This window comes from Devosia sp. 1566, from assembly GCF_004005995.1.
Taxonomy (GTDB): domain Bacteria; phylum Pseudomonadota; class Alphaproteobacteria; order Rhizobiales; family Devosiaceae; genus Devosia.
The window spans coordinates 3,814,455-3,837,088 of the sequence record NZ_CP034767.1 but is presented as its reverse complement, the minus strand read 5'-3'; the positions used below and the strand labels follow the sequence as shown (position 1 = coordinate 3,837,088).

Below are 22,634 nucleotides of genomic sequence, written 5' to 3'. Positions count from 1 at the left end.
AATGGGCAAGAATTCAGTAGTTTTCGGCACGCAGTGGTGAGGCCAAGGCCCTAGCTATGAGGCCTGCAGGATGGAAGGAATTGTCATGGAAAAGCGTCAACTCGGTCTGAATGGTCCGGAAGTTTCGGCAATCGGCTATGGAGCCATGGGCGTCTCCATTGCCTATGGGGACAGCGATGAAGCCCAGGGCATCGAGACAATCGGCTATGCTTTTGACCAGGGCGTCACCTTTTTCGATACGGCCGCCGTGTACGGTTGGGGCGAGAATGAAAAGATCCTCGGCCGCGCCGTCAAAGGATTTCGCGACGAGATCGTGATCGCCTCCAAGTTCGGCTTCACCGAGGATTGGGGTATCGACAGCCGGCCGGAGTTCATCCGCGAGCTCACCGACAGGAGCCTGCGCAATTTGGGTGTGGACCACATCGATATCCTTTACCAGCACCGGGTCGATCCCAATGTGCCGATCGAAGATGTAGCCGGCGTGGTCAAAGACCTGATCATTGCCGGCAAGGTGAAGTATTTCGGCCTGAGCGAAGCCGGGCCCGAAACCATCCGTCGCGCCCATGCCGTGCAGCCGGTGGCCGTGCTGCAGACCGAATATTCGGTGTTCGAACGGGAGGTTGAGGCGTTGTTCCCCACCTTGCGCGAACTGGGCATCGGCTTTGTGCCCTATTCTCCCCTTGGTCGCGGTTTCCTCACGGGCGAGGTCAAGCCGGCTGCAGATTATGCCGAGAACGACCTGCGACGCAGCGATCCGCGTTGGCAGCCTGGCAATTTCGAGAAGAACAAGGCTGCGGTCGAGCAGCTCACGGCGCTGGCCAAGTCAAAGGGCGTTACCGTGCCGCAACTGGCTCTCGCCTGGCTGCTGGCGCAAGGGCACGACATCGTTCCCATCCCGGGCACGCGCCGCAAGGAACGCCTAGCGGAGAATATCGGCTCGGCTGCGGTCCAGCTGACGGCAGAAGATCTGGCTGGGATCACGGCAATTCTGCCCGAGGGCGCAGCCGGCGCCCGCTACGCGATGCCCAGCATGATCCCCGAGTGGAAATGAAGACTCGTCCTTTTGGTGGCTTGATCACCAAAGGGATGCCAATCGATCCCGCAGAGCAATCCGCGTCGGCTTAGCCACCTATTTCCGAATGTCTACAAGCGTGACGCGCCTGGTGCCCATGGGCGCTTGCTCATTTCAGCGCCCATTCGGGGCTGTAAGCTCAAAGTGTTTGCAGCGGAACAGCGGCTTTCTCGGTCGCTGTCTCGTCATACCGCAGCAGTGCCCAGCCACCACGATTGATCAGTGCGATCATGAGAAGCCCATCAGCAGATTAGGAGACCTTTATGCCTGTGCCGATGTCCACCAACCCGCTCGCAGAGCCACTGATCCGTATTGGCGAGAAGGCGATCGCCCGAGAAAACAATGCTGCTCTCGATGCATATTTCAGCCCAGACTTCATTTTCCACGGACCGGGCGGCGATCTCACTTACCCCGAGCTGAAAGCCTATTTCGCCTCGCTTCGTGCCGCTTTGTCGGGGATGAAGGTGGAACGAGCAGCAATCATTGCCGAAGGCAATTATCTCGCTGCTCGCACTGTTTTCTCCGGCAAGTTCGATTTTGTTTTCACAGCAGCTCCGGGCGGCCCCTTGAAGCCCAACGGCCGAGAAATTCGTTGGGAGGTCATGAATCACTTCAGATTCGAAGATAATGGCCGGCTCGCCGAAGAGTGGGTTCAATACGATGTCAGGGCGTTAAACGAGCAGTTTGGGGCTCCTGCCTCGCGAATGGTTTAATCCATCAAGCGGATCCCGAACACTGCAAGCGACCGCGGATTTGGGGGCGATCACATGTTCGCCTCCGAGCAGATGTGCCGCCAAGAGATGACGAGGAATGGACGAACGATCCGGACGCTCTCGGAGCGCGAGCGGTCCCAAACTCAATAAGTGCCATCTCGTTGGTAAGCCGAAGGAGCCGATCCGAAGCTGAACCGCTCCTTGACGCCTGCACTCAGCGGCACTGTGTTGCCGCAGCCAATCGGATGCTCCCAGAACGGTTGGTACCGGAACTGCCCACTCTCTGTTAGCTCAAACCAATTGCTCGGTTGTATGCCTGATCGAGCGCAGCGTGCTGGCGCGGCAGGGCGTAGATCATGTGACCTTATAAGGCGGACCATGCGGTCAACGGCGTTCGTTAGAGCCGTGCTCACCTTACCGAGAGCTCTCATCCCAGCATTCCCAGCTCGATTCCTGTGGCCGGGTCTGCGCATCGCATCAAGAGGAATAGGCAGGCATCCAGGAGTTTTCGGCACGCACCGATGACACCAAAGTCCTAGGTATGAAGCCTTCAAGACAGAAGGAATTGTCATGCAAAAGCTTAGACTTGGTACGAATGATCCAGAGATTTCGGCAATCGAGTGCGTCGCCTTGAGCGCCTCCGTAGCCTATGCGCAATCCCGCGCGCGGAGGGCCGCGGCGGTCAAGGAAGGAGGCGTAGTCATGGTGATGACAGCTCTCCTTGCAGCTGCAGTGGCCCTGCTACCTGTGAGTGCATTTGCCGCGCAGTCGTTGACGGAAGAGGAGCAGGAAGTCCATGGACGCTCTGCGTCCAGCGTTATCACGAGCCTTGCTCAGCGAGGCATTGATGCTGACGCGGTGGAGCAATGGGGCGAAGCCATCCGGGTTGACCTGCGCGGCGCCGATGGACAGGGCTCTTTCCTCCTACTCGACAAGGATACACTTCAGCCTCTCAGTCCTCCGGCGGCCGTGGGGACCCGGAACAGTGCTCCGGCGAGCATCTCTCATTAGGTCCGGCTACGTCAGCATGCGGGGGACATCCCTCCCTGCATGCTGGCTAGGTGAAATGCTGGGTGTGCTGATGCAAAATGTGCGACGTCCTGCCCGGCCGTCTTGACAATGTGCTACCGGCGGAGGCCTGTCCGCTGCGGAGCTCATGGACGGCTGCCGACCATTTGGCTAGCGGCACTCAGCTTGTGGCCGCACGCTCGGCCACAAGCTGCCGCATTGCTGAGGAGAGCACCTTTGTGGAGGCATGGGGACGTACCGCGCTCCGCTTAGTTGCTCATCAACTCAACTTGGTCGTAAGACTGCCTTTGGGTACGGGGTCGTAACTAAGAGCTGCGCGGACGCTGGACCACGCCTCCTCGTCGCCCAGCAATTGCTGGCGCAGATAGGCCAGGGTGACCTTCTGGATGAAGGCCACGCGTTCCGGGCATTCGTCAGTAGTTTCGGTAACCGCGTAGCCGGAGATGCCGCCCAGCATATGCTCGCCGCCGAAAACGTTGAGAAGTGTCTTACTCCCCGGGGCAAGCTGATAAGGTTCGTAGAACCAATCAGGCCCCCGGGTTGTCAATGGGGAATGATCCGCATCACCTGCGACGACGAGCGTTGGCGTGATCATGTGGTCAAAGCTGGTGTGGAGGTAAGGCGTGATGGCTCGCCCAATTTCGCTTAGATCATCTCCGCCCTTGCCTGCTGATGCCAACAGGACGCCCGCCTTGATCCGGGGATCAAACATGGCCTCGTCGAGACCGCCCGCCAACATGCGGGCGCCAAGCAGCATGCTCGTTGTCTGGCCACCAAAAGAATGGCCTGCAGCCGCAACATTGTCGCGGTTGACCCTTCCGGCAAGGCCGGGCAACCCTCGCTCGATCTGGTCGAGATGGTCGAGGATGCGCTTCGCGTCTTGCACACGGATGCGCCAGATCGAGTGCCGCCGTTCATCATCAAGTGCCAGGCCGAGCCGTCGTGAATCGAGGTAGGTCGGCTGAATTACGACAAAGCCATGTGCCGCCCAATAGTGCGCCAGAGGCCCATAGGCGTCCATGGACGACCCAAAGCCATGTGAAAACAGGATCACAGGCAAGTCACTACCGACAACCGGTGCAGACACACGCAACTGCAGGTCCTCACCTCGGCCGGGAGACTGCAACCGCAGTGCCCGGACCGACGCTACAGGCATTGGCGCATCCATGTTGGCTTCACGGGGGGTCGAAATGCCAATCATCCAAACTTCCTTTTACCTCGACCTGCAATCCGTGAGCGTCAGGTCTAATTTCTAGACTTGCTAAGGATATGTGACTTCTTATGCTGCTCCGAGAACGCATTTTCTTGTGACAGGTCTTACAGCTATGACTGATGTGCTCGACGAACTTCCGAACTGCGCCGGCGTTGGGGACGTGCTCGCACGGATTGGTGACAAGTGGACAGTTCAGATTGTGGTGCTGCTAAGCCGCAGGCCGGAACGCTTCAACAGCATCAAGCGGCAGGTGCCGGGAATTTCGCAGCAGATGCTAACCCGGACGCTAAAGGCCTTGGAACGTGACGGACTGGTTCATCGGGCAGTCCGCAACACCACGCCGCCACAGGTGCAATATTCACTAAGCGAGGCGGGAATGTCCCTGACTCAAACCGCACGGCAGCTTGCTGTTTGGGCCATTGAACATCGGGAATTCATTCGCGACAGCCGGGCCAGCTACGACAACGCTCAATGACGCGGTATTCCCCTCGGCGCCAATGCGTCCATACATGCCGTGCACTTGGGACCGCGCCCCTCTTGCGATCGGGACGCGCTGTTGCATCCGATATCATCTAAGAGGGCCTTCTTCTTCCCGTTGGTGAACCAGGCATGAGGAGCATAATCGAGCGGCAGCTTGTCAGTCCTTCTGGCCGAAAAGCTGCCATTCGGCTTACCACCCCCAATACGAAGTGGGGTAGGGCGCTGCCAACGACCCCATTCAGACCTTCGATATGACATCGCTAAATCCCAAAAACTGCCGCTCGGCAATTTGACCGTCAAGATCGCTGACGGGGGGATAACGTAAGCGATATCTCAGCAGCGGCATGCTATCGATGAAGCGGAAATGCTGTAGGCTGTGAATATCAATGGCCACTGAACAAGGGCGCGGATGACTGAGAGTTACACCATGCTCTTAGCCTCTACGGGAAGAACGATGTCGTCGACAGAATCGAATTTGACGGATGCCGAAGCCGAGGCAGCGCGCTTGGCCGCCGTGAGGCGCTACGACATACTCGACACGCCGCCGGACGGCTCGTTCGACAGGATCACCGCGCTTGCAGCTAGCCTGTTTAACGTGCCGATCTCGATCATCAGCCTAGTCGATACGGATCGGGTCTGGTTCAAGTCCCATCACGGGCTTGATGGTGTCAAGCAGATCGGCAAAGAGCCGGGACTATGCGCATCGGCGATCGTACAGGATCAGGTCTGGGTTCTCGAGAACGCGGCGACAGACGTTCGTTCCCTGGCCAATCCACTGGTCGCCGGAGAGTTCGGTCTGAGGTTCTACGCAGGCGTTCCGCTAACCACGGCAGATGGATTCAAACTTGGCACGCTCTGCGTAATCGATCGCGAGCCACGCCCGGTCACCGAAGAACAGATCAAGCAGCTTCGTCATCTTGCTTCGGTTGTCATGGACCAGATGGAACTGCGCCTGGCTGCACGAAAAGCGGTTGCAGAGCTTTCCGACGCACTCGAGACAGCTCGCATGCTCGGGCAGGAAATCGACCATCGCGTGATGAACAGCCTGCAGCTGGTTTCATCCATGCTGCAGCTCCAGGCAAGGCAGGTGGAGGGCTCGCATGCCGCCGAACAGCTTCGTGTGGCGGCTCTGAGAGTTGCGTCGGTGGCCCGGGTACACCAGCATATCTTCAAGAACCAGAGTGCCGGTTCGGTGAATGCGAAGGGTTACATTGAAAATCTCATGGCAGAGCTGCAAGGTACGTTGAACGCGGATGTGCCCATTCTGGTCGATGTACAGCCTGCCTCATTGGCGGCGGACCTGCTCGTACCTCTGGGCCTGGTCCTGAACGAGCTGGTCATCAATGCGACCAAACACGGGGGCGGTCAGATCAAGGTAAGCTTCAAAGAGCCGTCACCCGGAAGGCATAGGCTTTCGGTTGCCAACTCGGGTGACCGCCTGTCCGCGGACTTCAATCCGGCGAATACGAGTGGGCTGGGCATGAAGGTCGTCGTGGCATTGGCCCGTCAACTAGGCGGGACTCTTCAGTTCGGAACTCGGGAAGACGGAGCCGGTGCCAAGTTCTGGATCGACTTTCCAGGGCTGAAAGACACCGTTCACTGACAGGTGGAACGAGATGGCGGAGTGTAGTTAAGCATCGCTTCCTTAATCCATGCATTGTCCTAAAACGCCTTGCTGGAGCACGTTATGTCAGACGACTACACGCCATTTGCCTTGGTTTCGGATGACAACGTGCTCATCCGTATGGATGCGGCGCGAATTCTCGAAGACGCCGGCTTCCGGGTGTACGAGGCGGGGGAAGTTGGGGAGGCCCTGGCGATCCTCGAGGAGTCCCACGCCAGCATCCAGTTGCTGTTCACCGATGTGGAGATGCCGCCGGGTGAACTTAACGGTTTCGACCTCGCCCGCACCTGCGCGAAGAATTGGCCGGATATCGCCATCGTGGTTTCGTCAGGTCATCTAAAACCGCAGCCCGGGGACATGCCGGACGGCGCCGTCTTCATCGGGAAGCCCTTCTCGGCAGATGTCGTCTACGACCATCTCCAGGAGATTATGCCGGACGACATCATGCCGGAGCAGCTCAAGAAGGCCGCGAAGCGCGAAAGCTGAACGCGAGGGTGAAAGAGAAAGCCGCCCGCGGTGGGGACACACCGCCTGCGGCTTTCTTAAACCGCGCTGGAGGGGTATCGCGCGCCGTTTGGCCTGATAATGAGCGACCCCGAATTCGGTTCCTAGAGCGCGTTCAAAAGAGGCTTCTTGGTATCCGCCCCCTCGTGCCGGCTATTGTTCACCTCGCGGCCGACCCGGAAGAACTCAAGCTGGCTGTCAAGATGGTTGTCGAGCAGGATCGCCTTGGCATCGTCTCCCTTGGCATCGCCCGACAACGAGGCATCGTAGGCGCTCTCCTCGAGGATGACCGGCATGCGGCCATGGATATCGGCGATATGCTCGACCGCCGGCGCCGTGATGATGGTGCAACTGGTGCCATCGGTAGAGAACGGTTTGGCCAACACCGGCGCATTACCGCATTGCGCCAATACGTCGGCAGCGTTGTAGCCCGTGGTGAAAACCACCGGAATCTTTCGTTCTTGGCAGGCGGCCGCGACCTGGAGGCTGGTCGTCAAACCAAGATTGATATCGAGAAGCGCAAGGTGTGGTCGGTTAGCGTCGAGAAAGGTCAGCGCGTCAGCTTCGGAATAGAGGATCCCGTCCACAACCCAGCCGAGGTCGGCCGCCATTTCCTCGATCATCATTGCAATCAAGGGCTGATCTTCAACAATCATCAGTCCAGCCGTGGCCGTCATTGGTGATCTCCTCAGTGAACCGGCTTAGTTAACCCCGATAAACCTGCGTCTGGATTTTGGTCTTCTACCGTACGCTTGAACGGCCGTGTGAGCGCGCTGTGGCTGCTGATATTCCAGCGCGAGGCGGTAGCGGGCGCTTTGCCCAGGATGGGAGCACGCTCCTCGACTTCCTGCCTGAACATGGCGCTGCGCCGGGCCAGCCGCGGGAGCCTTCGTCTTCAAGGGCACCGGTAGTTCAGCGGTGCACCCGGAACCTCTCCGGACGTGCTGAGGCTTCGCGGTCTCCAGAAAGCCATCCCTTGTTTTCACGCGACAGCGGGCGGAATCCAGGCGACCCATGTCAATCATGCTAACTTGAGGTGGAGGATATCGAACGTTACCGCTCGAGTGGAACGCGCCTTTGGGTCAGAGGGCCCTTGAGCGCCAGACCAACGGCCTCGAGAGCGATGAACAACTAACTTGTGAGCCGAAAGGGTAACCTCGACTCACACGGTGCATTTGGGTCTTGCACGTGCCGCTACACGATCAACTCTGCTGCCGGTCACTTCCGACTGCAGGGCCAACAGGGAGGGTCAGGTGAAAATCTGTATTATCGGCGGGGGCTTTGGATCCCCAGAGCCTCAAGGATTATCTGGACGTCATTTTGCGCCATGCACCCCATAGCGACGGCTTAGCGCTGCTGCATGCGCATCGGGCGTGCGGGCGATTACGTGCACGGTCTTCCCGCCCGTTATCAACATCCGCACCGCAGCGGAACGGACCTGCTGCTCCTAGAAAACTGCCAAAGCCCAGCATCCCTTCCTCAACGCTGCGCCAGGCGGATTGGGGGAGCGGCGATCAGGAGCGGACCACAAACAGCCCCACCAGCACGGCTGCCCAGTGCGTCGCGGCCGCTGCCACGACATGGCCGTGCCAGATGGCTTTGGCGAACTGCAGGCGCTTGTTGGTGTAGAAAAAAACACCAGCTGAATAGAGTAGCCCGCCAAATGCCAGGAGCCACAGCACCACCGCGGAGGTTATCTCGGCAAGGGGGACTGCTGCGATGGCGCCGATCCACGCCAGGCCCAGGTAGATAGGCACCCAGACCCTCTGGCTGATCGGCGGCAGGAAGATCTTGCCGGCAATTCCCAAGCCGGCCAGCACCCACAGGCTGGTCGTCAGCGACCAGGCCCAGGCCCCGGACAGCAGATACGCGGTGAACGGCGTATAAGTGGCTGCGATCATCAGGAAGATGCCGACATGGTCGAGCCGGCGCAGCACGGGCTTCCATTCAGCCGGCGCGAAGTTGTACGCGGTGGAGAACCCGAACATGCATACCGCGCCAAGCGAGTAGATCGCGATGACCGCAAGCCTGCCAGGGGCTGGATCCTGGATGCCCATCCAAAGCAGGATGGCGCCGCCAAGGAGGGCCAGGCCGAGACCCAGCAAATGTACAAACAGATCCGCGGCGCGCGCCTGAACGCTGGGATAATGCGGGCGGGCTTCCACAAGGCCTCGGTTCGGGCTTTCCATTTGCCGTATATAGGAAGCGGGGCACGCGGGTGCTACAGAGTGTGTAGCAAAACGATCGCACTTTTTCATCAACTAACCGACGCGGAAAAACACACGTGCTGGTGCCCGTACCTTCTCTAGCCATGCCGCGCTGATTAAGGGGGATGAACGACAACGGCTACAGGGGCAAACGTCACGTCGTGCGTTTCCCATCGTCACATTGCATGCACTGACGCACCAAATGTCCGCTTGCACAACCTTGAAGCTCAAAAGCTGCCGGTCTGAAAACCACCCCCCCCCATCGGCCTTTATCGCGCTGCCCCGCGATGAACGTTTCCGGTGCAGGGCGCAAATAGGCCGGGGGTCTTCCTTAGCCCAGCCATCGCTCCAGCGCACCCAACGTCTGCAGCCCATATTCGACTGCACCGAAGGCCACCACCGCCTGCCGCCGCTCGCGACTAGGATGCAGCTGACGCATCGTCAGCACGGTCTTACCGTCGGCCTGCTCGTCGAACGTGACCACCATGTGGAAGCCGTTTGGGTCGCTGTTCTCCGCGCCATAGTCGATGACAATCCGTTCATTAGGGACGATCTGGATGAACCGCATCAGGTTGGGAAAGCGCTGCTGCTTGCCCTCGAATACCCCCACCATGTCGAAGCGCCAGAACCCGCCCTCGCGCATATCGGCCTCATGGCTCTCGATGCTTAGCCCGTCCGGGCCGTACCATTGACTAAGCGCCGTCGGGTCCATCCACGCCGCAAACACCTTGGGGCGCGGGTGCTTCAGCACTTTCACCAAGACGATCTCGCGGTCCATAGACCAGGTATCGAGCAGGTTCTCGAACAGCATCGTCATCGGGGTTCCCTTCACGTCCGGTCGAGATAGCGTTCAAGCCGATCTAGCCGCTCGGCCGCACGATGGCGCTCTATTTCCATCCAGTCTGCCGCCTCGTCGAACCGCTCCGGCACAAGCCGGCACCAGCGGCTGCGTCCACGCTTCTCACTGATGATCAGGCCGCACTCTTCCAGCACTTTGAGGTGCTGCGAAAACGAGGGCAACGCCATGTCGAACGGCGCGGCCAGCGCACTGACCGGCATTTCTCCCTCGCGCAATCGCGACACCACAGCGCGCCGTGTTGGGTCGCTCAGAGCATGGAAGGCCAGGTCCAGTGGGGTCGAGTGATAAGGCATGTCCAAGGCCTAGCGTGGACCTTCCATCTGGTCAATCTTAAAGAGGCACTTGCCTTACTGTCAGAGTCTTAATAAGAAGGTACCTGCCTTACTGACATTGCACACCTGGAGTTCGCTATGGCTGTACGTGTCGACTTAATGATTTCGCTCGATGGCTTCGCCACCACTACAGATACTACTCCCGAAAAGCCCTTCGGTGAAGATTGGGGGCGCTTGACCGCTTCCTACGTCGCCACGCGCACCTTCCGTGAGCGTGTCTTTCACGACAACTCAGGTGCCGGCACCACTGGTGTAGATGACGCCTACGCCCGCGCCTATTTTGAGAACACGGGTGCTGAAATCATGGGTGCCGGCAAATTTGGCCTCCATAACTTCCCCGACGATCCGAACTGGAATGGCTGGTGGGGCGATGAGCCGCCGTTCCACTGCCCTGTCTTCGTCCTCACTCATACTTCGCGTCCCACGCTCACGGTGTCAGACACCACCTTCCACTTTATCGACACCAGCATTGAGGACGCACTCGCACGCGCTACCGCCGCCGCCGCCGGCAAGGATGTCCGCATCGGCGGTGGTCCCACCACCGTGCGCGCCTACCTTGAGGCCGATCTGGTCGATTACCTCCATGTCGCTATCGCGCCCATTGTCCTCGGCAGCGGCGTTCGCCTGTGGGACAACCAGCGCTGTCTCGAAGCCCGCCTGCCATCGGTCACATCCGAGACCGCCGAAAGCGGCACCATTCACCTGACCTTCGCCCGTTAAGGTTACGGGCCGGCGAGAGCCTCCACATCGACCGGTATGATCATTTAAAACTGCCGGCAGCAGGCAAAATGCCTTGGCTTGGAGCGGAGCTGGAACGTCCGCTTCCATGTTGGTCTGCCCCCACAGAAGTGGTCCTTTTTGAAGTATGGGAAGCTCCCATTTTGAAAGGATACGCAGATGCCCAGGATACGGCCTACGGCTGAAGAGATTGTCGCCAAGCTTCGTCAGGTTGACGTGCTGACTTCGCAGGGGAAGACGGTGGCGGAAGCTGTCCGGGCGATAGCGGTTACGGAAGTTTCGTATTATCGCTGGCGCAAGGAGTATGGTGGCCTCAAGGGCGACCAGGTGAAGCGGCTTAAAGAGCTCGAGGCCGAGAATGCGCGGTTGCGCCGGGCCGTATCGGACCTGACCCTGGACAAGATGGTGCTGGCGGAGGCCGCCCGGGGAAACTTCTAAGCCCCGCTCGCCGCCGTGCTTGTGTGGATCATGTTGTTGCCCGGTTTGGCATCTCGCAGCGGCGAGCCTGCCGGGTTCTGGGCCAGCATCGATCCACCCAGCGCACGGCTCCCCAAACCCGCGACGATGAAGCGGCTCTAACGGCCGACATCATCGAGCTTGCCACCCAGTATGGCCGGTATGGCTATCGTCGGATCACGGCGATGCTGCATCGCGCTGGATGGGTGGTGAACCACAAGCGGGTGGAGCGGATCTGGCGGCGAGAGGGGCTCAAGGTTCCACCAAAGCAACCCAAACGCGGGCGGCTCTGGCTCAATGAGGGAGCCTGCATCCGGCTGCGGCCCGAGCACTCCAATCACGTCTGGTCCTATGACTTTGTCGAGGACAGAACCCACAATGGCCGGAAGTTCCGCATGCTCAACCTCATCGACGAGTTTACCAGGGAATGCCTGGCCATCAGGATCAGTCGCAGGCTCAAGGCGGTCGACGTCGTTGATGTGCTCACCGACCTGTTCATCCTGCGCGGAGCGCCTGGGCATATTCGTTCAGACAATGGCCCCGAGTTCATCGCCAAGGCTGTCCGGGACTGGATCGCTGCCGTTGGCGCCAAGACCGCCTACATCATGCCGGGTAGTCCCTGGGAGAATGGCCGACGAACGCAACAAAGTACGGAGCACTTTCCACCAAAGCGGGGCGGATTGAAGTGAAATGGCATCCCCTTCCCCAGGATGCCCGGTTTTTGGTTCCAGGGGACATTGGCTAGCAACCGCAAGGGTAATAACCTCGCGAGAAGACGATCCCGATCTCGCTTTGCACCAATCCACCTAGCATGGCACTCTGGCGCCAGCTGCAGGAGAATAGTTTGCGCAGTTTCGATTTCAGTTCTTGGGAGAGTGTCTTAACCACCCTGGTCGGCATCGCGCTGTTCGCGCTGGTAGGCATCGGGATTCGGCTGGTGATGATGACCACGATCCAGCAGCGCCAGCAGCGCCAAAACCGACAGATCAACGAGCGCCTCAAGACCTTGATGGCTGCGTACAAGGTGCTGGGCGGCTCGTTTACCGGAAGGCTCTCGGTCGAGCCGCGCCACCTGCGCGACATCCGAGCGGCTGAAAAGCTAGCGGCCGAGCAGGGCGGGGAGGCGGTCGTGCCGCGCACCATGAGCGACGAGATGTTCGAACGCGTTCGCCAGATGCGTGACGCGGTGGAAGCGGCGCTGTCCGACATAATCCTGCTGGGCACTGACGAGCATGTTCGGCTGGCCGAGAAGGCGGCGCGTGACCTCGTGGCCGGCAATCAGATCCATACCGATGAGCTCGTGGTGTCGCTACGCAATTTCATTCGCCAGGCGCTCGACCTGTCTGCAATTCCGGCTGACCTGCAGATCCCCATGCAGGGCCCTACCCGACCGGCCAGCACTGGCGGACGAGGCAGGGGTGGTGGTCAGCAGGGCAGCGGTGGCCGCGAAGATGGCGGAGGCGGTGCCGGTGGTGTTGGCGGAGGCGGCGGAGGTGGCGGAGGCATGGGGATGGGTATGGGCGGCCGGCCCGACGATGCGACCCCGCCAGGCCGTACTTAACGGCGGCTTTTGAGGTTGAGCATTTCGACTGCAAATTGCCGTGCTGAGGATAGCCCATTCGACCAAGCCAGACTGCCCCTCATCTACAACGAATATATCGCCTGCCTCAACGAGCGCGACTGGGCAAACCTGTGCGCTTTTGTCGACAGCGTCTGCTTCACTTACTTCTCTCCGACCCGGACTGATAGCCTCCGACGCCATTATGACCACATGGCACCGCGTGCGCGGAATGTCCGCTATCGCAGGCACACCGACGAATGCTGCTATTCCATTCCCGACCCCAATTCGGTCATTGAAGCACTTTGGCCCCTAGCCGGTAAGCGGACATAATAATCGGCGGATAGCTGGGCTGCCATCTCGTTGAAAGTTCGGGCACCGCGCCTCAGCTTGCTGCTACCACAATTGAGCGCTCTCTCCTCAAACCGCGCTCTGGTGAGCCATGGCTGTAAACTCGTGCACTAATGCATCGAACAGGGCGCGCACGCGGGGCACGCGCGAGAGGTTCTCGTGCGTGACAATCCAGGTTTCCAGCGAGGCCATCGTGAAATCCGGCAGCACGCGGAAGAGCCGGGGATCGCTGTCGCCCAAAGGCACCTGGGTGACTCCAATGCCGATGCCGGCACGGACTGCAGCCAGTTGAGCGGGGTGGCTGTCGGAGCGAAGGACGTAGCGGTGACGCGAAAACATCGCCCCGCGTGCCTCGGCCAAGGCGAGGTCGCTGCGGCTGCGATCGGGACCGACAATACTATGCTGTGCTAGATCGTCGAGGTTCGCCGGTTCCCCATGCTGAGCGATGTAGTCGGGCGAGGCGTATAGGCCCAAAGATTTCGACAGCGAGAATGACCTGCTTGTCGATCTACCAAGCCTGCTGGAAGGTCGGTTGAGCCGGGCTTGAGGCTTTAGGACGGAAGGTTGATCTGCTAGCTGATGATGCGCCAGTAGCGCGCGTAAGGATGCTTCAGAAACCAGCTACTGCCTTATCCCCGCTTCTGGAACCAGCGGTACTGTACCTCCAAACAGGAGGCGGAGATGCCGGTCAGTCCCGTAGATGCCTAGGCTTCGGCTTGTGACAGCAAATCCGGGGTCGTGTCGTGGGCCGCTCCACCGCAAGCTGGCACAGGCATCCGAACTCGTTCGGAGCCAGCGCGATCTGACTGGCCGCCGTCGGTCTTTTTGGGTCCTGGTGGTCTTACGCTGCTGGTTCCGCTGCCCGGTAGTTTGGAGCTGTTCCGCGTCATGCGGGATGCATTATCCGATGGCGATCGATCAAGCGGTGGGATGGTTCCGGGGCAGATCTCTCTTCCCACAAGCCGATGATGCCGGGCTGCAGAACCATGAGCATACGCGTCTATGTGCGTCAAAACGACGCACTGCGGCTGCGGCTAGGGCGCTTTTCGTGGGTCCACACTTGACAAGCACCGGAGCTGAAATCCTTGGCGGCGCGAAACAGGAACGATGCGAATTCCTGAACAAGGCAAAACAGCCGGAAACCGACGGCTTTGCTGCCTGTCGGCGAGGCGCGAATTTTTCAAGCACCGGATAGACGATCTTGGAGCCAAAGGAATTGTCCCTCGTGCAAGATGCCGTCCGTTCGGTTGGATAAGGAAAATTCCGGTAGTCCTTGCGAACGGTCGAACGGAAGCAGTGACTTTTGGCAATTTGTCTTTCCAAGGCCACCTGAGGGGCCCAACCTCCTGCGGGCGCTGGTGAAATCGCCCTCGGGATCGATGATGCATTGCTGCACCTGATTGTCCGGTGGTGAGGTTAATTTCCGTGCTTGACTTGCGTTAAGTTTCGGATTTCGCAAGCTATTTTGCCGGTCTGGCGGTTTTGGTCAAGCTGCAGAGGTTCATTCCGCCGACGTGCAGGAAAGTCCATAGATTACAACGCGTTACCTGAATCCTTCAGCCGCTCCGCGAATCCTTATTTGTCACTCGACGCTCTGTGGTGTTCGCAGTTCGCGCCTAGAAAATAAATGGGGTGACAGTTCTCCCAGCCTTAGCTTGGTTCATGCGCAACCGAGCAAACGGAGGCGCAAGCATGAAAGCGAGAAAGCAACTCAATTCACCCAAAAGACCGGGAAGACCGAAGACGGCGGAAGACAACGCGGCACCCCTCTACCCTGTACGGGGTGAGCCGGACAGTTGGGATGAGGCCCGTCTTTTCAGATTCGCCCAGCGTCTGGATGGAGACCCCGCTTCGCCGGGACCATGGACTCGGCGGAAGGTAATGTCGCGACACGAAATCGAAAGTCTGGTCATTGCAGAAGGGACTTATGCGGCCCGTAAGGCAGTAAGGGTGCGGCGGGTGGTGCAGGAATTCCTCAACCATACCCTGGCGTCCTACCCGGACGGGGTCACGCGGCTCATTGCCGCCTGCGAAGTATTCGTCCGTCTGTTTGGCGAGCGCATGATGAGCACCATCAGGGAGCCCGATATCCAGAGAGCCGCGGAGGCAATCAAACACGGTCGGGTCAAACCCGCCGGGTGTAAACGCCCCCTGTCGCCTGCGACGGTATACCACCGGATGCTGGCCCTGGCCGAGCTGGCCGCCTATGCCGTTGCCCAGCACTTTACCGATGTTTACCCGATGGGAGCTCAGGTGGTTCGGCCGCGCGCCAGTAAACCGGCCTCTGCTGTCAACGATCCCGAGGTGTTTGAATCGCTCAGGGACGCCGCCGACATCAATCAAACCATTGTTTTTGACCTGAGCGCCGGGCAGGGTGCGTCCGAAGCGCAGATCCTTGACGTGCGGTGGCGCGATTTCGATCCCGTTCGTGGGCGCATCTATTTGCAGCCCTCGACCGAAGAAACTGAGGAAGATTGCTTCGGGCGGTGGGCGCACTTGAGGGAACGGGAACTACTCGGTCTATTACGTGGGCGCCTGGACCGCATCAAGCGCGATCGACTTGGAGACGAACGCATATTCGCCCTCTGGAGGACAGATCACGGCATCATAGGTGCCCTTTGCAGTCTGCAATTTAAGCACCTTGTGAAGACTCGGGGGAGGGCGGAGTCGAAGGTCACTCCGACAACATATGTCGGACGCTTCGCCTATCGTGACTTCCGCCTCGCAGCGGGGCGCCGGGTTGCGGCAAGCAACCATCGCCTGCATGAGGTGGCCAAGGCTGTCGGGTACAGCGATATCAGGACGGTTAAGCGGCTTTTTGGTCCCTATATGCCGCCTTCTCCTGGGAAGCCGGCTCTTCCGGGAGAGGCCACGGCCATTCGTCGGCGCATCGGGAAGTTCTCGCACGATGTATAAGAATCCGGGGCACGGTGGAGCAGTGCCAGTCTTCGTATCGCCTGGGGGCAACAATTCCGTCGATGTCGCAGCGACCGCTTACATAGAGTCCTTCCTCACCAACAACCAGGGCTCCAGGAGTGCTCGTGGGCGAGCCAACGCAATACGGACCTACATTGTTGCGCCATACGGGCATCTGCGCTTGGGCGATATCGACTATGCGTTCTTGCTTCGGTATCGCTGCGAGCTCGCAGAAGTGTCGCCCAGAATTGCCAGGAGGGTCACATCCCTCTGGAAGGGACTACTGCGATTTGCGAGGATTAAGTTGTGGCTGCAAAACGTGCCGGACTTCAAATTTCCAAGGCTGCAACGCAAGAATTCTGCCAAACGCGAGCGTCAATTAAAGACGCGAGAGCAGGCGCTTTCCATCGCTGATCTGGAGGCAATCCTTTCCGCTGCAACGGATGACGATCTCGATCTGATTGTCTTGGCGATAGGTCTGGCGCTTCGATCGCAGGAAATCCGTGGAGCCGGTGCTTCCGCAATATGTCTGGACCACCATAACAAGTGCGGGCAGTTTGTTGTAGAGGCTGTCATTAACAGCGATGGCAAAGTCACCGCCAGTGGCAAGACCCCGAATGCTCGTCGCGCCATAGATTTTGGAGCAACGCTCTACAACTACTTTGTCTCTCGCGAGACGCCGGACGGTTCGTTCATCGTTGGAGGCTCAGAATCGAGCTTTCCTAAAGATGAACTTAACAAGCGTTTCCAGGCGCTCTGCATGCAAGCCGGCGTTACCCGGGTGATCTCTGATCCTGATTGTCGCAGCCGGCGCAAGACGGTGCCGAAGTGTTCGGTACGCATGCTCCGCCGCTTAGGCGCCTCCATCTGGGTCATCGAGGGTAGCGCGGCGGGAGAGATCCGGACACGCATGGGTCATGCGACTGAGGCAACCAGTTACGGGGTTTATTTCTATGACCCGCGAACGGTGTGTGAGCGCAAACCACCACCTGTAATCGGCCCATGCGGGGAAGCATCCTTTTTCTATCGTGAGCGGTCGCTGCCGGTGCGGACAAAGCTCAGCCCGCCCACGAAGGCGCCCCGGATTTCGAAGAAACGTGTCAGCCGCGCGGTGGGACCTTTTGGCGCATTTCCCTCAGCTTGAAGAAAGAAATTCTATTATGATGAAAGGCGCCTCTATTACCAAAATAATCGAGTACCAGGGGGTGCCGGGGGAGACTGGTGCCGCCATCGGCCTGGCGCGTGCTCTCCTGCTCGGCGTCGAAGGTTATCCGGTCCAAATCGTGTGTGAGCCAGGGACGGGACCAATTGCATTAAATCCCGAACTCGCTCTGATCTGTGCGGACAGAGTATGCGTGATCGCCCGTTATGGTTGCGTAATAGACCTTGTACTCCAAAGGTTTATCAAAAGTCGGTCGGGTCGAGATGGTACCATCGATCGGATAGGCCCAGCGTCCAGCGATTTCGTGCTGTCTGGTTATCGACGTCGCCTGACCTCGGAGGCGCACATTGTCGACGTGATAGGTGCACTCGATCGCGTTTCGGGGGGACCAGAAGCTTGGATCGGAGTGTCCGACACATCTGAGCCGCTTCAGCCCATTTTACTGACCGCAAACTTGGCTGCCCTGATGGCAGACGGATTGCGGTTGATTGCAACGGACCCGCTCGTCACCGTTTTGACAGTGGGCCCAGAGGAAAGACTCACCTGGCGGGCGGCGCGGTATCTGACGCTTCGTCATTATCCCAGACCGCCGGAGGATGAGACCGACCCGCTAAGGCACTACCTGTCTTTCGGTAGATTTAGTTTCGGTTCCGTTTGCCGCTTGTTGGAATCCGCGGGCGTTCCCGTTATCCGCAAACAGGTGGTTCGGGCGTGACTGCAAAGGCGCGGAGCGGCGGTGGCGATTGCGCCGCCGAGTGACTCACGTCCCGACGGCGTTCCATGGCCATTGCAATTGTTCCGACCATGCAGACCCGCGTCAAGACGGTGACCCGAGTGCGATGCCGGTCGAGACACCATGAGTGCATAGCCGGACTGCCGGTAAGTAAGAGTGGCGGATAGAAGCGACCGCCACTCCATAGAGGCTCATTCCGCGGCTGGCACTACCTCGGTCAGGTCTACGGTCCAGGTCGGATTGTAGGTGACATTGTCAACCGCAGTGGCGCTGACGAGCGTCGTTGGCGGCTGGAACAAGGGAATGAAGGGGCTGGAGGCGTTGAGCGCCTTTTGGAACTCCTCATATACGGCGGCGCGCTCTGCCGCATCCACAACAACGGCGGCGCGGGCCGAGATTTCTTCGACCGTCGGATCAGACCCTGCCGGCCAGCCTGCACGCGTGCCGACAAGCAGGCCAGGTGTGAAGGGCAGATAGCCGACCGGATCGGGGAAGGAGGAGCCCCACCACTGGACGCTGAACTGCAATTGTCCGGCGCGATATGCATCAAGGTTGGTCGTGACCGGCTGCGGGACTAGATTGACCGTGATGCCGATTTCGGCGAGATCGGCCTGCACCTTGGCACCAATATCCCCGAAGGAAATGCCGTGTTTGGCAATGTCAGACGCATAGGCCATGTCGAGGGTCGGATTTTCGATGCCGCTGGCCGCAACAGCAGCCTTGGCACGCTCGACGTCACGCACTGGAGCATCCTGAGTCGGCAGGGAGCCGAGGATGATCGAGGGAATGATCCCACCGGGGCGTCCGGCGCTTTCGCCAGCGATCGAGCGGATGCCCTCGTAATCGAGACCATAACGTACCGCTTCCCAGATCTTGGGATTGGACGAGGTGGCCGAAATCTCGGGATTGGCGTTGAGGAACAGCCAGCCCATGTCAGAGCCTGGCTGGGAAATGACATTTGCGCCATCACCAAGCGAGCTAACCTGGTCAGGGCGCAGGTCGATGGCGATCTGGCTGACATTGCGCATGATGTTCATCTGCTGGGCCGCATTGGCGGTGTTGCGGATGACGATCTGGTCAAAGGCCGCGGGGTCGCCCCAATAGTTGTCGTTGCGGGTCAGGACGACCTCGGAGGCCATGTCGAACTTGCTCAGGATGTAGGGGCCTGAGCCCAGCGATGCCGTGGCCAAGTAGACGTCGGCTGTGTCCGTTTGGGCGGCCTCAGCATTCGCCGCCGCGCCGTTTTCCTGAGCAACATCCGCGTTGACGATGGCGAAGGCAGGATAGGTCAGGCGCGCAGGCAGCGCGGGATCGGGATTTTCCGTGGTCACCACAACAGTGTTGGGTTCAGACCCGGCTTTGATGGTGAGGCCGGCTAGGATATAGGCAGCGTTTCCCTTCACGTTGATGGCCCGGTTGAGAGAAAAAACCACGTCCTCAATAGTCACCGGCGAGCCATCGCTGAAGGTGGCGCCTTCCCGCAAGGTGAAGGTGAAGGTCTTGGCGTCATCCGAGACAACGGGGGCATCGGCAAGGCCTGGCTTGACGGTGGTGGTATCGCCGTCGGTGAAGGTAACGAGGTTCTCGTAAACGGCGTGCAGCCACAGGGCGGCCGTGGGCTCGAAGGAGCGCGCTGGATCGGCCGTCTTGAGCTGGAAGACTGTGTCAACGATGAGCGTTTCCTGGGCCTGTGCCCAGCTGGTTGCCGACATGCTGCCCAAGGCCGCAATCAGCGTGGCGCCGAGAATGTTTTTCACGATCCTTACCCCCTTGAAGACGGTGCCGGGGCGGGGACATCCCGACCTGCGGCATCACCATCGCATACAATTAGAGTACAACACAGATGCATACCTCTAGCAATACATCGGTGGGGGCTATGCTGTCGGGCTCCTCAAGGCCGCTGACGCGACGAAGCAGGCGGCCGAACGCGCCATTCCGAAGTGCTCGCGGACCGGTTCGGCCTCGCGGCAAAGGGGCAGCGCCAGGGCACAGCGCGGATGGAACCGGCAACCGGCCGGCGGCCGGGCAGGGTCGGGGACATCACCCGGCAGGCCGCGCGGCACCGTGCCGCTGCCGTCCGGGCGGGGAATGGCAGCTATGAGGCTACGAGCATAGGGGTGGAACGGATCCTGCCAGACTGCTGCGCTGGGCCCGGTCTCGATGATCTTGCCCAGATACATCACCGTGGTGACGTCGGCGATGGTTCGCACGATGGCCAAGTCGTGGGAGATGAATAGCAAGCCCATGTCGAGTTCTCGCACCAGGGTCACGAGGAGATTGGCGATGGCAGCCTGGGCCGAAGCATCAAGGGCGGAAATTGGTTCGTCGGCAACGATGCAGCGCGGCCGTGCCGCCAGTGCGCGGGCGATGGCGATACGCTGGCGCTGGCCGCCCGAGAATTGATGCGGGAAGCGGTCGGCAAAACCGGCCGAAAGCCCAACCCGTTCAAGGCACTCGCCCGCGCTCATGGGGATCTCCCCGCCCTCGCTCGCTGCCCGGCCACCATCGGCGATGAGATCGCCGATGCGGCGCCTTGGGTTAAGGGAGGAGAACGGATCCTGAAATACCATCTGCAGCTTACGCTGCGCTTTGGGCCGGGCACCGCGGCGCAACGGCTCGAGCGGCTGTCCGTCGAAGCGCACCGACCCCGCCGAGGGCGCCACCAGGCCCACTGCCGCCTTGCCAAGCGAGGACTTGCCGCAACCCGACTCGCCGACCAGCGCGACGACCTGGCCGGCCTCCACATCCAGATCGACGCCGGCAACGGCCCTGACGCGCGTGCCGGCGTGCCCGGCATAAGTTACTTCGAGATCACGAATTTCGAGCAGGCTCATGCAAACTCCCGGGCGAGCGGATCGACGCAGCAAGCAATGGTGCGGTCGGCCTCAACACCGGCCAGGTCAGGCTCGACTGCCTGACAGCGCGGCTCGGCCCAGGCGCAGCGCGGATGGAACGGGCAGCCTGGGGGCAGGGCGCCGATTGCCGGCGGCGTGCCCTGCAGCGGGGTAAGGCTTATGCCAGCAGCGTCAGCATGGGGCAGAGCGGCTAGCAGGCCATGGGTATAGGGGTGGCGAGGGTGAGCCAGCACGCTCGCGCGCCTGCCTTGCTCAACGATCCGGCCCGCATACATGACGGCTACCCGGTCCGTGAGGGCCGACATGACGCCCATGTCGTGGGTGATGAGTAGCACCGATAGGTCAAGATCGGCGCGCAAGTCCTGCAACAGGCGAAGGATGCCTGCCTGCACCGTTACGTCGAGGGCGGTGGTCGGCTCGTCGGCGATAAGCAACCGGGGCGCGCAGCACAAGGCAATGGCGATGGCGATGCGTTGACGCATGCCGCCCGAGAACTGGTGCGGGAAACGCTTGAGAGACCGTTTCGCGTCCGGGATCCGGACCATGTCCAGAAGCTCGATGGCTCGAGTGCGGGCCGCTGCAGCGTCCAAACCTCGATGATGACGCAGGTGCTCGGTCATCTGCTTTTCGATGGAGAGCATGGGGTGAAGCGCGGTCATGGGGTCCTGGAACACCATGGCGATGTCACGGCCCCGCAAGCTTGCCAGCTGCCTGGGTGCCATCTCAACAATGTCCTGGCCGTCAAACAGGATGCGGCCGCTCATGCGCCCGCCGGGCGGCAGCAGCCCCAAAAGGCTCAATGCAGTGATGGTCTTGCCGCTGCCACTTTCACCGGCGAGCCCAACGATCTCACCGGCGTCTATGGCAAGACTGACATCGCGCACGGGAAAGAGGCGGCTGCCACTGCTGGCCGGCAGACTGATGGTCAGTTTCTCAATTCTGACGAGCGGGGTGCCGGTCATCGGAAAGCCTTGGCGGACTTGGGATCAAAAGCATCGCGCAGGGTGTCGCCGAGGAAGTTGGCGGCGAGAACCACGGTCAGGATGGCCAATCCGGGGAAGACGCTCATCCACCACTTGTCGAAATACTTGGCGCCTTCCGAAACCATGCTGCCCCATTCGGCAGTGGGCGGCTGGGCGCCCAGACCAAGGAAAGAAAGGCCCGAAAGGATGAGTACGGCATGGCCGTATTCGAGCGCGGCAAGCACGGCCACCGGGCCGGCGACATTTGGCCTGATATCCTTCCAGAGCGTGCGGCCGGAGGATGCTCCGAGCAGCCGGCTCGATTGAACATAAGGTTCATCACGCAGTGTGAGGATCATCGAGCGCACGACGCGCGCATAGATGGGCCAGCTGACAATAACAACGGCCAGAACGGCGTTGAAGAGGTTGGGACCGAGCGCGGCAACCACCGCCATGGCAAGGATGATGTCGGGAAAGGACATGACGAGATCGGCCGCTCGCATGATCACGCCATCTACCCAGCCACCGAAATAGCCAGCAATCGCACCAGCGATGGTGCCGATCACCGCCGACATCACCACCAGCTGCAGCGCATAGGGCATGGAGACGCGTGCTGCGTGGACAACACGTGCGAAGATGTCGCGCCCGAGCTGATCGGTGCCGAACCAGTTTTCGGGGTTGGGCGGCAGAAAGCGGCCAAAGGACTGGGCGTTGGGATCGTTTGGCACCAGCCACGGTGCGAGGACGGCCGCGAGGATCATCATCAGCAGCAGCCCCGCCCCGAGCAGGCCGAGGGGCTGAAACCAGACAGAGCGATGCTTCGTGCCGTCGCGATGGATGTCTTGGCTAGTGGGAGCAATGGTCATGAGG

General features: G+C 60.2%; 19 protein-coding genes and 1 pseudogene. 10 read left to right on the top strand and 10 right to left on the bottom strand.

The window, feature by feature from the left end; translation table 11 throughout:
• The first annotated feature begins 85 nt into the window (after window positions 1–85).
• Both ELX51_RS18235 and ELX51_RS18230 read left to right on the top strand, forming a co-directional pair.
• Entirely contained in the window at window positions 86–1,051 is a 966-nt protein-coding gene (locus ELX51_RS18235; RefSeq protein WP_127754828.1) for an aldo/keto reductase, read from the top strand.
• Between the two features lie 284 nt (window positions 1,052–1,335).
• Entirely contained in the window at window positions 1,336–1,785 is a 450-nt protein-coding gene (locus tag ELX51_RS18230; RefSeq protein ID WP_127754827.1) for a nuclear transport factor 2 family protein, read from the top strand.
• 1,288 nt (window positions 1,786–3,073) lie between these two features.
• On the opposite strand, the gene ELX51_RS18225 is transcribed toward ELX51_RS18230, so the two are convergent.
• Window positions 3,074–4,015: an alpha/beta fold hydrolase gene (locus tag ELX51_RS18225; protein WP_127754826.1), complete on the bottom strand. Its 942-nt coding sequence runs from the start codon at window positions 4,013–4,015 to the stop codon at window positions 3,074–3,076.
• A 124-nt stretch (window positions 4,016–4,139) separates the two neighbouring features.
• On the opposite strand from ELX51_RS18225, the gene ELX51_RS18220 reads away from it, so the two are divergent.
• The 3 genes from ELX51_RS18220 to ELX51_RS18210 all read left to right on the top strand — a co-directional run bounded on the left by ELX51_RS18220 (window position 4,140) and on the right by ELX51_RS18210 (window position 6,617).
• Window positions 4,140–4,502, top strand: coding sequence for a helix-turn-helix domain-containing protein (locus ELX51_RS18220; RefSeq protein ID WP_127754825.1), 363 nt, complete (start codon window positions 4,140–4,142; stop codon window positions 4,500–4,502).
• 414 nt (window positions 4,503–4,916) lie between these two features.
• Window positions 4,917–6,110 (top strand): histidine kinase dimerization/phosphoacceptor domain -containing protein, encoded by a 1,194-nt coding sequence (locus tag ELX51_RS18215; RefSeq protein ID WP_127754824.1) that lies wholly within the window; start codon window positions 4,917–4,919, stop codon window positions 6,108–6,110.
• A gap of 84 nt (window positions 6,111–6,194) precedes the next feature.
• A complete protein-coding gene (locus tag ELX51_RS18210; protein WP_127753243.1) occupies window positions 6,195–6,617 on the top strand; it encodes a response regulator in 423 nt (140 codons plus the stop codon).
• Between the two features lie 122 nt (window positions 6,618–6,739).
• Here ELX51_RS18210 and ELX51_RS18205 read toward each other — a convergent pair whose 3' ends face one another.
• From ELX51_RS18205 to ELX51_RS18190, 4 genes are all read right to left on the bottom strand, one after another.
• Entirely contained in the window at window positions 6,740–7,312 is a 573-nt protein-coding gene (locus ELX51_RS18205) for an SOS response-associated peptidase family protein (RefSeq protein ID WP_127754823.1), read from the bottom strand.
• A gap of 837 nt (window positions 7,313–8,149) precedes the next feature.
• Window positions 8,150–8,800, bottom strand: a complete 651-nt coding sequence (locus tag ELX51_RS18200; protein ID WP_206524664.1) for a hemolysin III family protein — start codon at window positions 8,798–8,800, stop codon at window positions 8,150–8,152.
• Window positions 8,801–9,173: 373 nt separating this feature from the next.
• The gene (locus tag ELX51_RS18195) at window positions 9,174–9,653 is read right to left on the bottom strand and encodes an SRPBCC family protein (RefSeq protein WP_206524762.1); all 480 of its coding nucleotides are present in this window, start codon (window positions 9,651–9,653) and stop codon (window positions 9,174–9,176) included.
• Window positions 9,654–9,670: 17 nt separating this feature from the next.
• Window positions 9,671–9,994, bottom strand: coding sequence for a metalloregulator ArsR/SmtB family transcription factor (locus ELX51_RS18190; protein ID WP_127755372.1), 324 nt, complete (start codon window positions 9,992–9,994; stop codon window positions 9,671–9,673).
• A gap of 117 nt (window positions 9,995–10,111) precedes the next feature.
• Here ELX51_RS18190 and ELX51_RS18185 point away from each other — a divergent pair, with 117 nt between their 5' ends.
• The 3 genes and pseudogenes from ELX51_RS18185 to ELX51_RS20200 all read left to right on the top strand — a co-directional run bounded on the left by ELX51_RS18185 (window position 10,112) and on the right by ELX51_RS20200 (window position 12,788).
• Window positions 10,112–10,753, top strand: a complete 642-nt coding sequence (locus ELX51_RS18185; RefSeq protein ID WP_127754820.1) for a dihydrofolate reductase family protein — start codon at window positions 10,112–10,114, stop codon at window positions 10,751–10,753.
• 177 nt (window positions 10,754–10,930) lie between these two features.
• A pseudogene (locus tag ELX51_RS18180) lies at window positions 10,931–11,859 on the top strand (IS3 family transposase); the annotation flags it as partial.
• 212 nt (window positions 11,860–12,071) lie between these two features.
• Window positions 12,072–12,788 carry a hypothetical protein gene (locus ELX51_RS20200; protein WP_206524663.1) on the top strand — a complete coding sequence of 239 codons (717 nt, stop codon included), beginning with the start codon at window positions 12,072–12,074 and terminating at the stop codon, window positions 12,786–12,788.
• A 417-nt stretch (window positions 12,789–13,205) separates the two neighbouring features.
• Here the strand turns inward: ELX51_RS20200 and ELX51_RS18170 are convergent, their stop codons facing one another.
• Window positions 13,206–13,610 (bottom strand): LysR substrate-binding domain-containing protein, encoded by a 405-nt coding sequence (locus tag ELX51_RS18170; RefSeq protein WP_248305182.1) that lies wholly within the window; start codon window positions 13,608–13,610, stop codon window positions 13,206–13,208.
• Between the two features lie 1,407 nt (window positions 13,611–15,017).
• On the opposite strand from ELX51_RS18170, the gene ELX51_RS18165 reads away from it, so the two are divergent.
• On the top strand, window positions 15,018–16,052 hold the full coding sequence (locus ELX51_RS18165) for a hypothetical protein (RefSeq protein ID WP_127754818.1): 1,035 nt from the start codon (window positions 15,018–15,020) through the stop codon (window positions 16,050–16,052).
• Between the two features lie 181 nt (window positions 16,053–16,233).
• Entirely contained in the window at window positions 16,234–17,196 is a 963-nt protein-coding gene (locus ELX51_RS18160) for a hypothetical protein (protein ID WP_127754817.1), read from the top strand.
• Between the two features lie 942 nt (window positions 17,197–18,138).
• Here ELX51_RS18160 and ELX51_RS18155 read toward each other — a convergent pair.
• The 4 genes from ELX51_RS18155 to ELX51_RS18140 all read right to left on the bottom strand — a co-directional run bounded on the left by ELX51_RS18155 (window position 18,139) and on the right by ELX51_RS18140 (window position 22,630).
• A complete protein-coding gene (locus ELX51_RS18155; protein ID WP_127754816.1) occupies window positions 18,139–19,704 on the bottom strand; it encodes an ABC transporter substrate-binding protein in 1,566 nt (521 codons plus the stop codon).
• A 117-nt stretch (window positions 19,705–19,821) separates the two neighbouring features.
• Window positions 19,822–20,781, bottom strand: coding sequence for an ABC transporter ATP-binding protein (locus ELX51_RS18150; RefSeq protein WP_127754815.1), 960 nt, complete (start codon window positions 20,779–20,781; stop codon window positions 19,822–19,824).
• Window positions 20,778–21,764, bottom strand: coding sequence for an ABC transporter ATP-binding protein (locus ELX51_RS18145; RefSeq protein WP_127754814.1), 987 nt, complete (start codon window positions 21,762–21,764; stop codon window positions 20,778–20,780). Before ELX51_RS18145 ends, ELX51_RS18150 begins: the two co-directional genes overlap by 4 nt.
• Window positions 21,761–22,630 (bottom strand): ABC transporter permease, encoded by an 870-nt coding sequence (locus ELX51_RS18140; protein WP_127754813.1) that lies wholly within the window; start codon window positions 22,628–22,630, stop codon window positions 21,761–21,763. The genes ELX51_RS18145 and ELX51_RS18140 overlap by 4 nt, the downstream gene beginning before the upstream one ends.
• Between the last annotated feature and the right edge of the window lie 4 nt (window positions 22,631–22,634).

What these genes read in the sequence shown, in the direction of transcription:
- ELX51_RS18215 (WP_127754824.1), top strand. Translation starts at nt 4,917, where the DNA reads ATGACTGAGAGTTACACCATGCTCTTAGCCTCTACGGGAAGAACGATG.
- ELX51_RS18230 (WP_127754827.1), top strand. Translation starts at nt 1,336, where the DNA reads ATGCCTGTGCCGATGTCCACCAACCCGCTCGCAGAGCCACTGATCCGT.
- ELX51_RS18220 (WP_127754825.1), top strand. Translation starts at nt 4,140, where the DNA reads ATGACTGATGTGCTCGACGAACTTCCGAACTGCGCCGGCGTTGGGGAC.
- ELX51_RS18195 (WP_206524762.1), bottom strand. Translation starts at nt 9,653, where the DNA reads ATGCTGTTCGAGAACCTGCTCGATACCTGGTCTATGGACCGCGAGATC.
- ELX51_RS18150 (WP_127754815.1), bottom strand. Translation starts at nt 20,781, where the DNA reads ATGAGCCTGCTCGAAATTCGTGATCTCGAAGTAACTTATGCCGGGCAC.
- ELX51_RS18205 (WP_127754823.1), bottom strand. Translation starts at nt 7,312, where the DNA reads ATGACGGCCACGGCTGGACTGATGATTGTTGAAGATCAGCCCTTGATT.
- ELX51_RS18185 (WP_127754820.1), top strand. Translation starts at nt 10,112, where the DNA reads ATGGCTGTACGTGTCGACTTAATGATTTCGCTCGATGGCTTCGCCACC.
- ELX51_RS18145 (WP_127754814.1), bottom strand. Translation starts at nt 21,764, where the DNA reads ATGACCGGCACCCCGCTCGTCAGAATTGAGAAACTGACCATCAGTCTG.
- ELX51_RS18190 (WP_127755372.1), bottom strand. Translation starts at nt 9,994, where the DNA reads ATGCCTTATCACTCGACCCCACTGGACCTGGCCTTCCATGCTCTGAGC.
- ELX51_RS18210 (WP_127753243.1), top strand. Translation starts at nt 6,195, where the DNA reads ATGTCAGACGACTACACGCCATTTGCCTTGGTTTCGGATGACAACGTG.
- ELX51_RS18140 (WP_127754813.1), bottom strand. Translation starts at nt 22,630, where the DNA reads ATGACCATTGCTCCCACTAGCCAAGACATCCATCGCGACGGCACGAAG.
- ELX51_RS18235 (WP_127754828.1), top strand. Translation starts at nt 86, where the DNA reads ATGGAAAAGCGTCAACTCGGTCTGAATGGTCCGGAAGTTTCGGCAATC.
- ELX51_RS18225 (WP_127754826.1), bottom strand. Translation starts at nt 4,015, where the DNA reads ATGATTGGCATTTCGACCCCCCGTGAAGCCAACATGGATGCGCCAATG.
- ELX51_RS18165 (WP_127754818.1), top strand. Translation starts at nt 15,018, where the DNA reads ATGTCGCGACACGAAATCGAAAGTCTGGTCATTGCAGAAGGGACTTAT.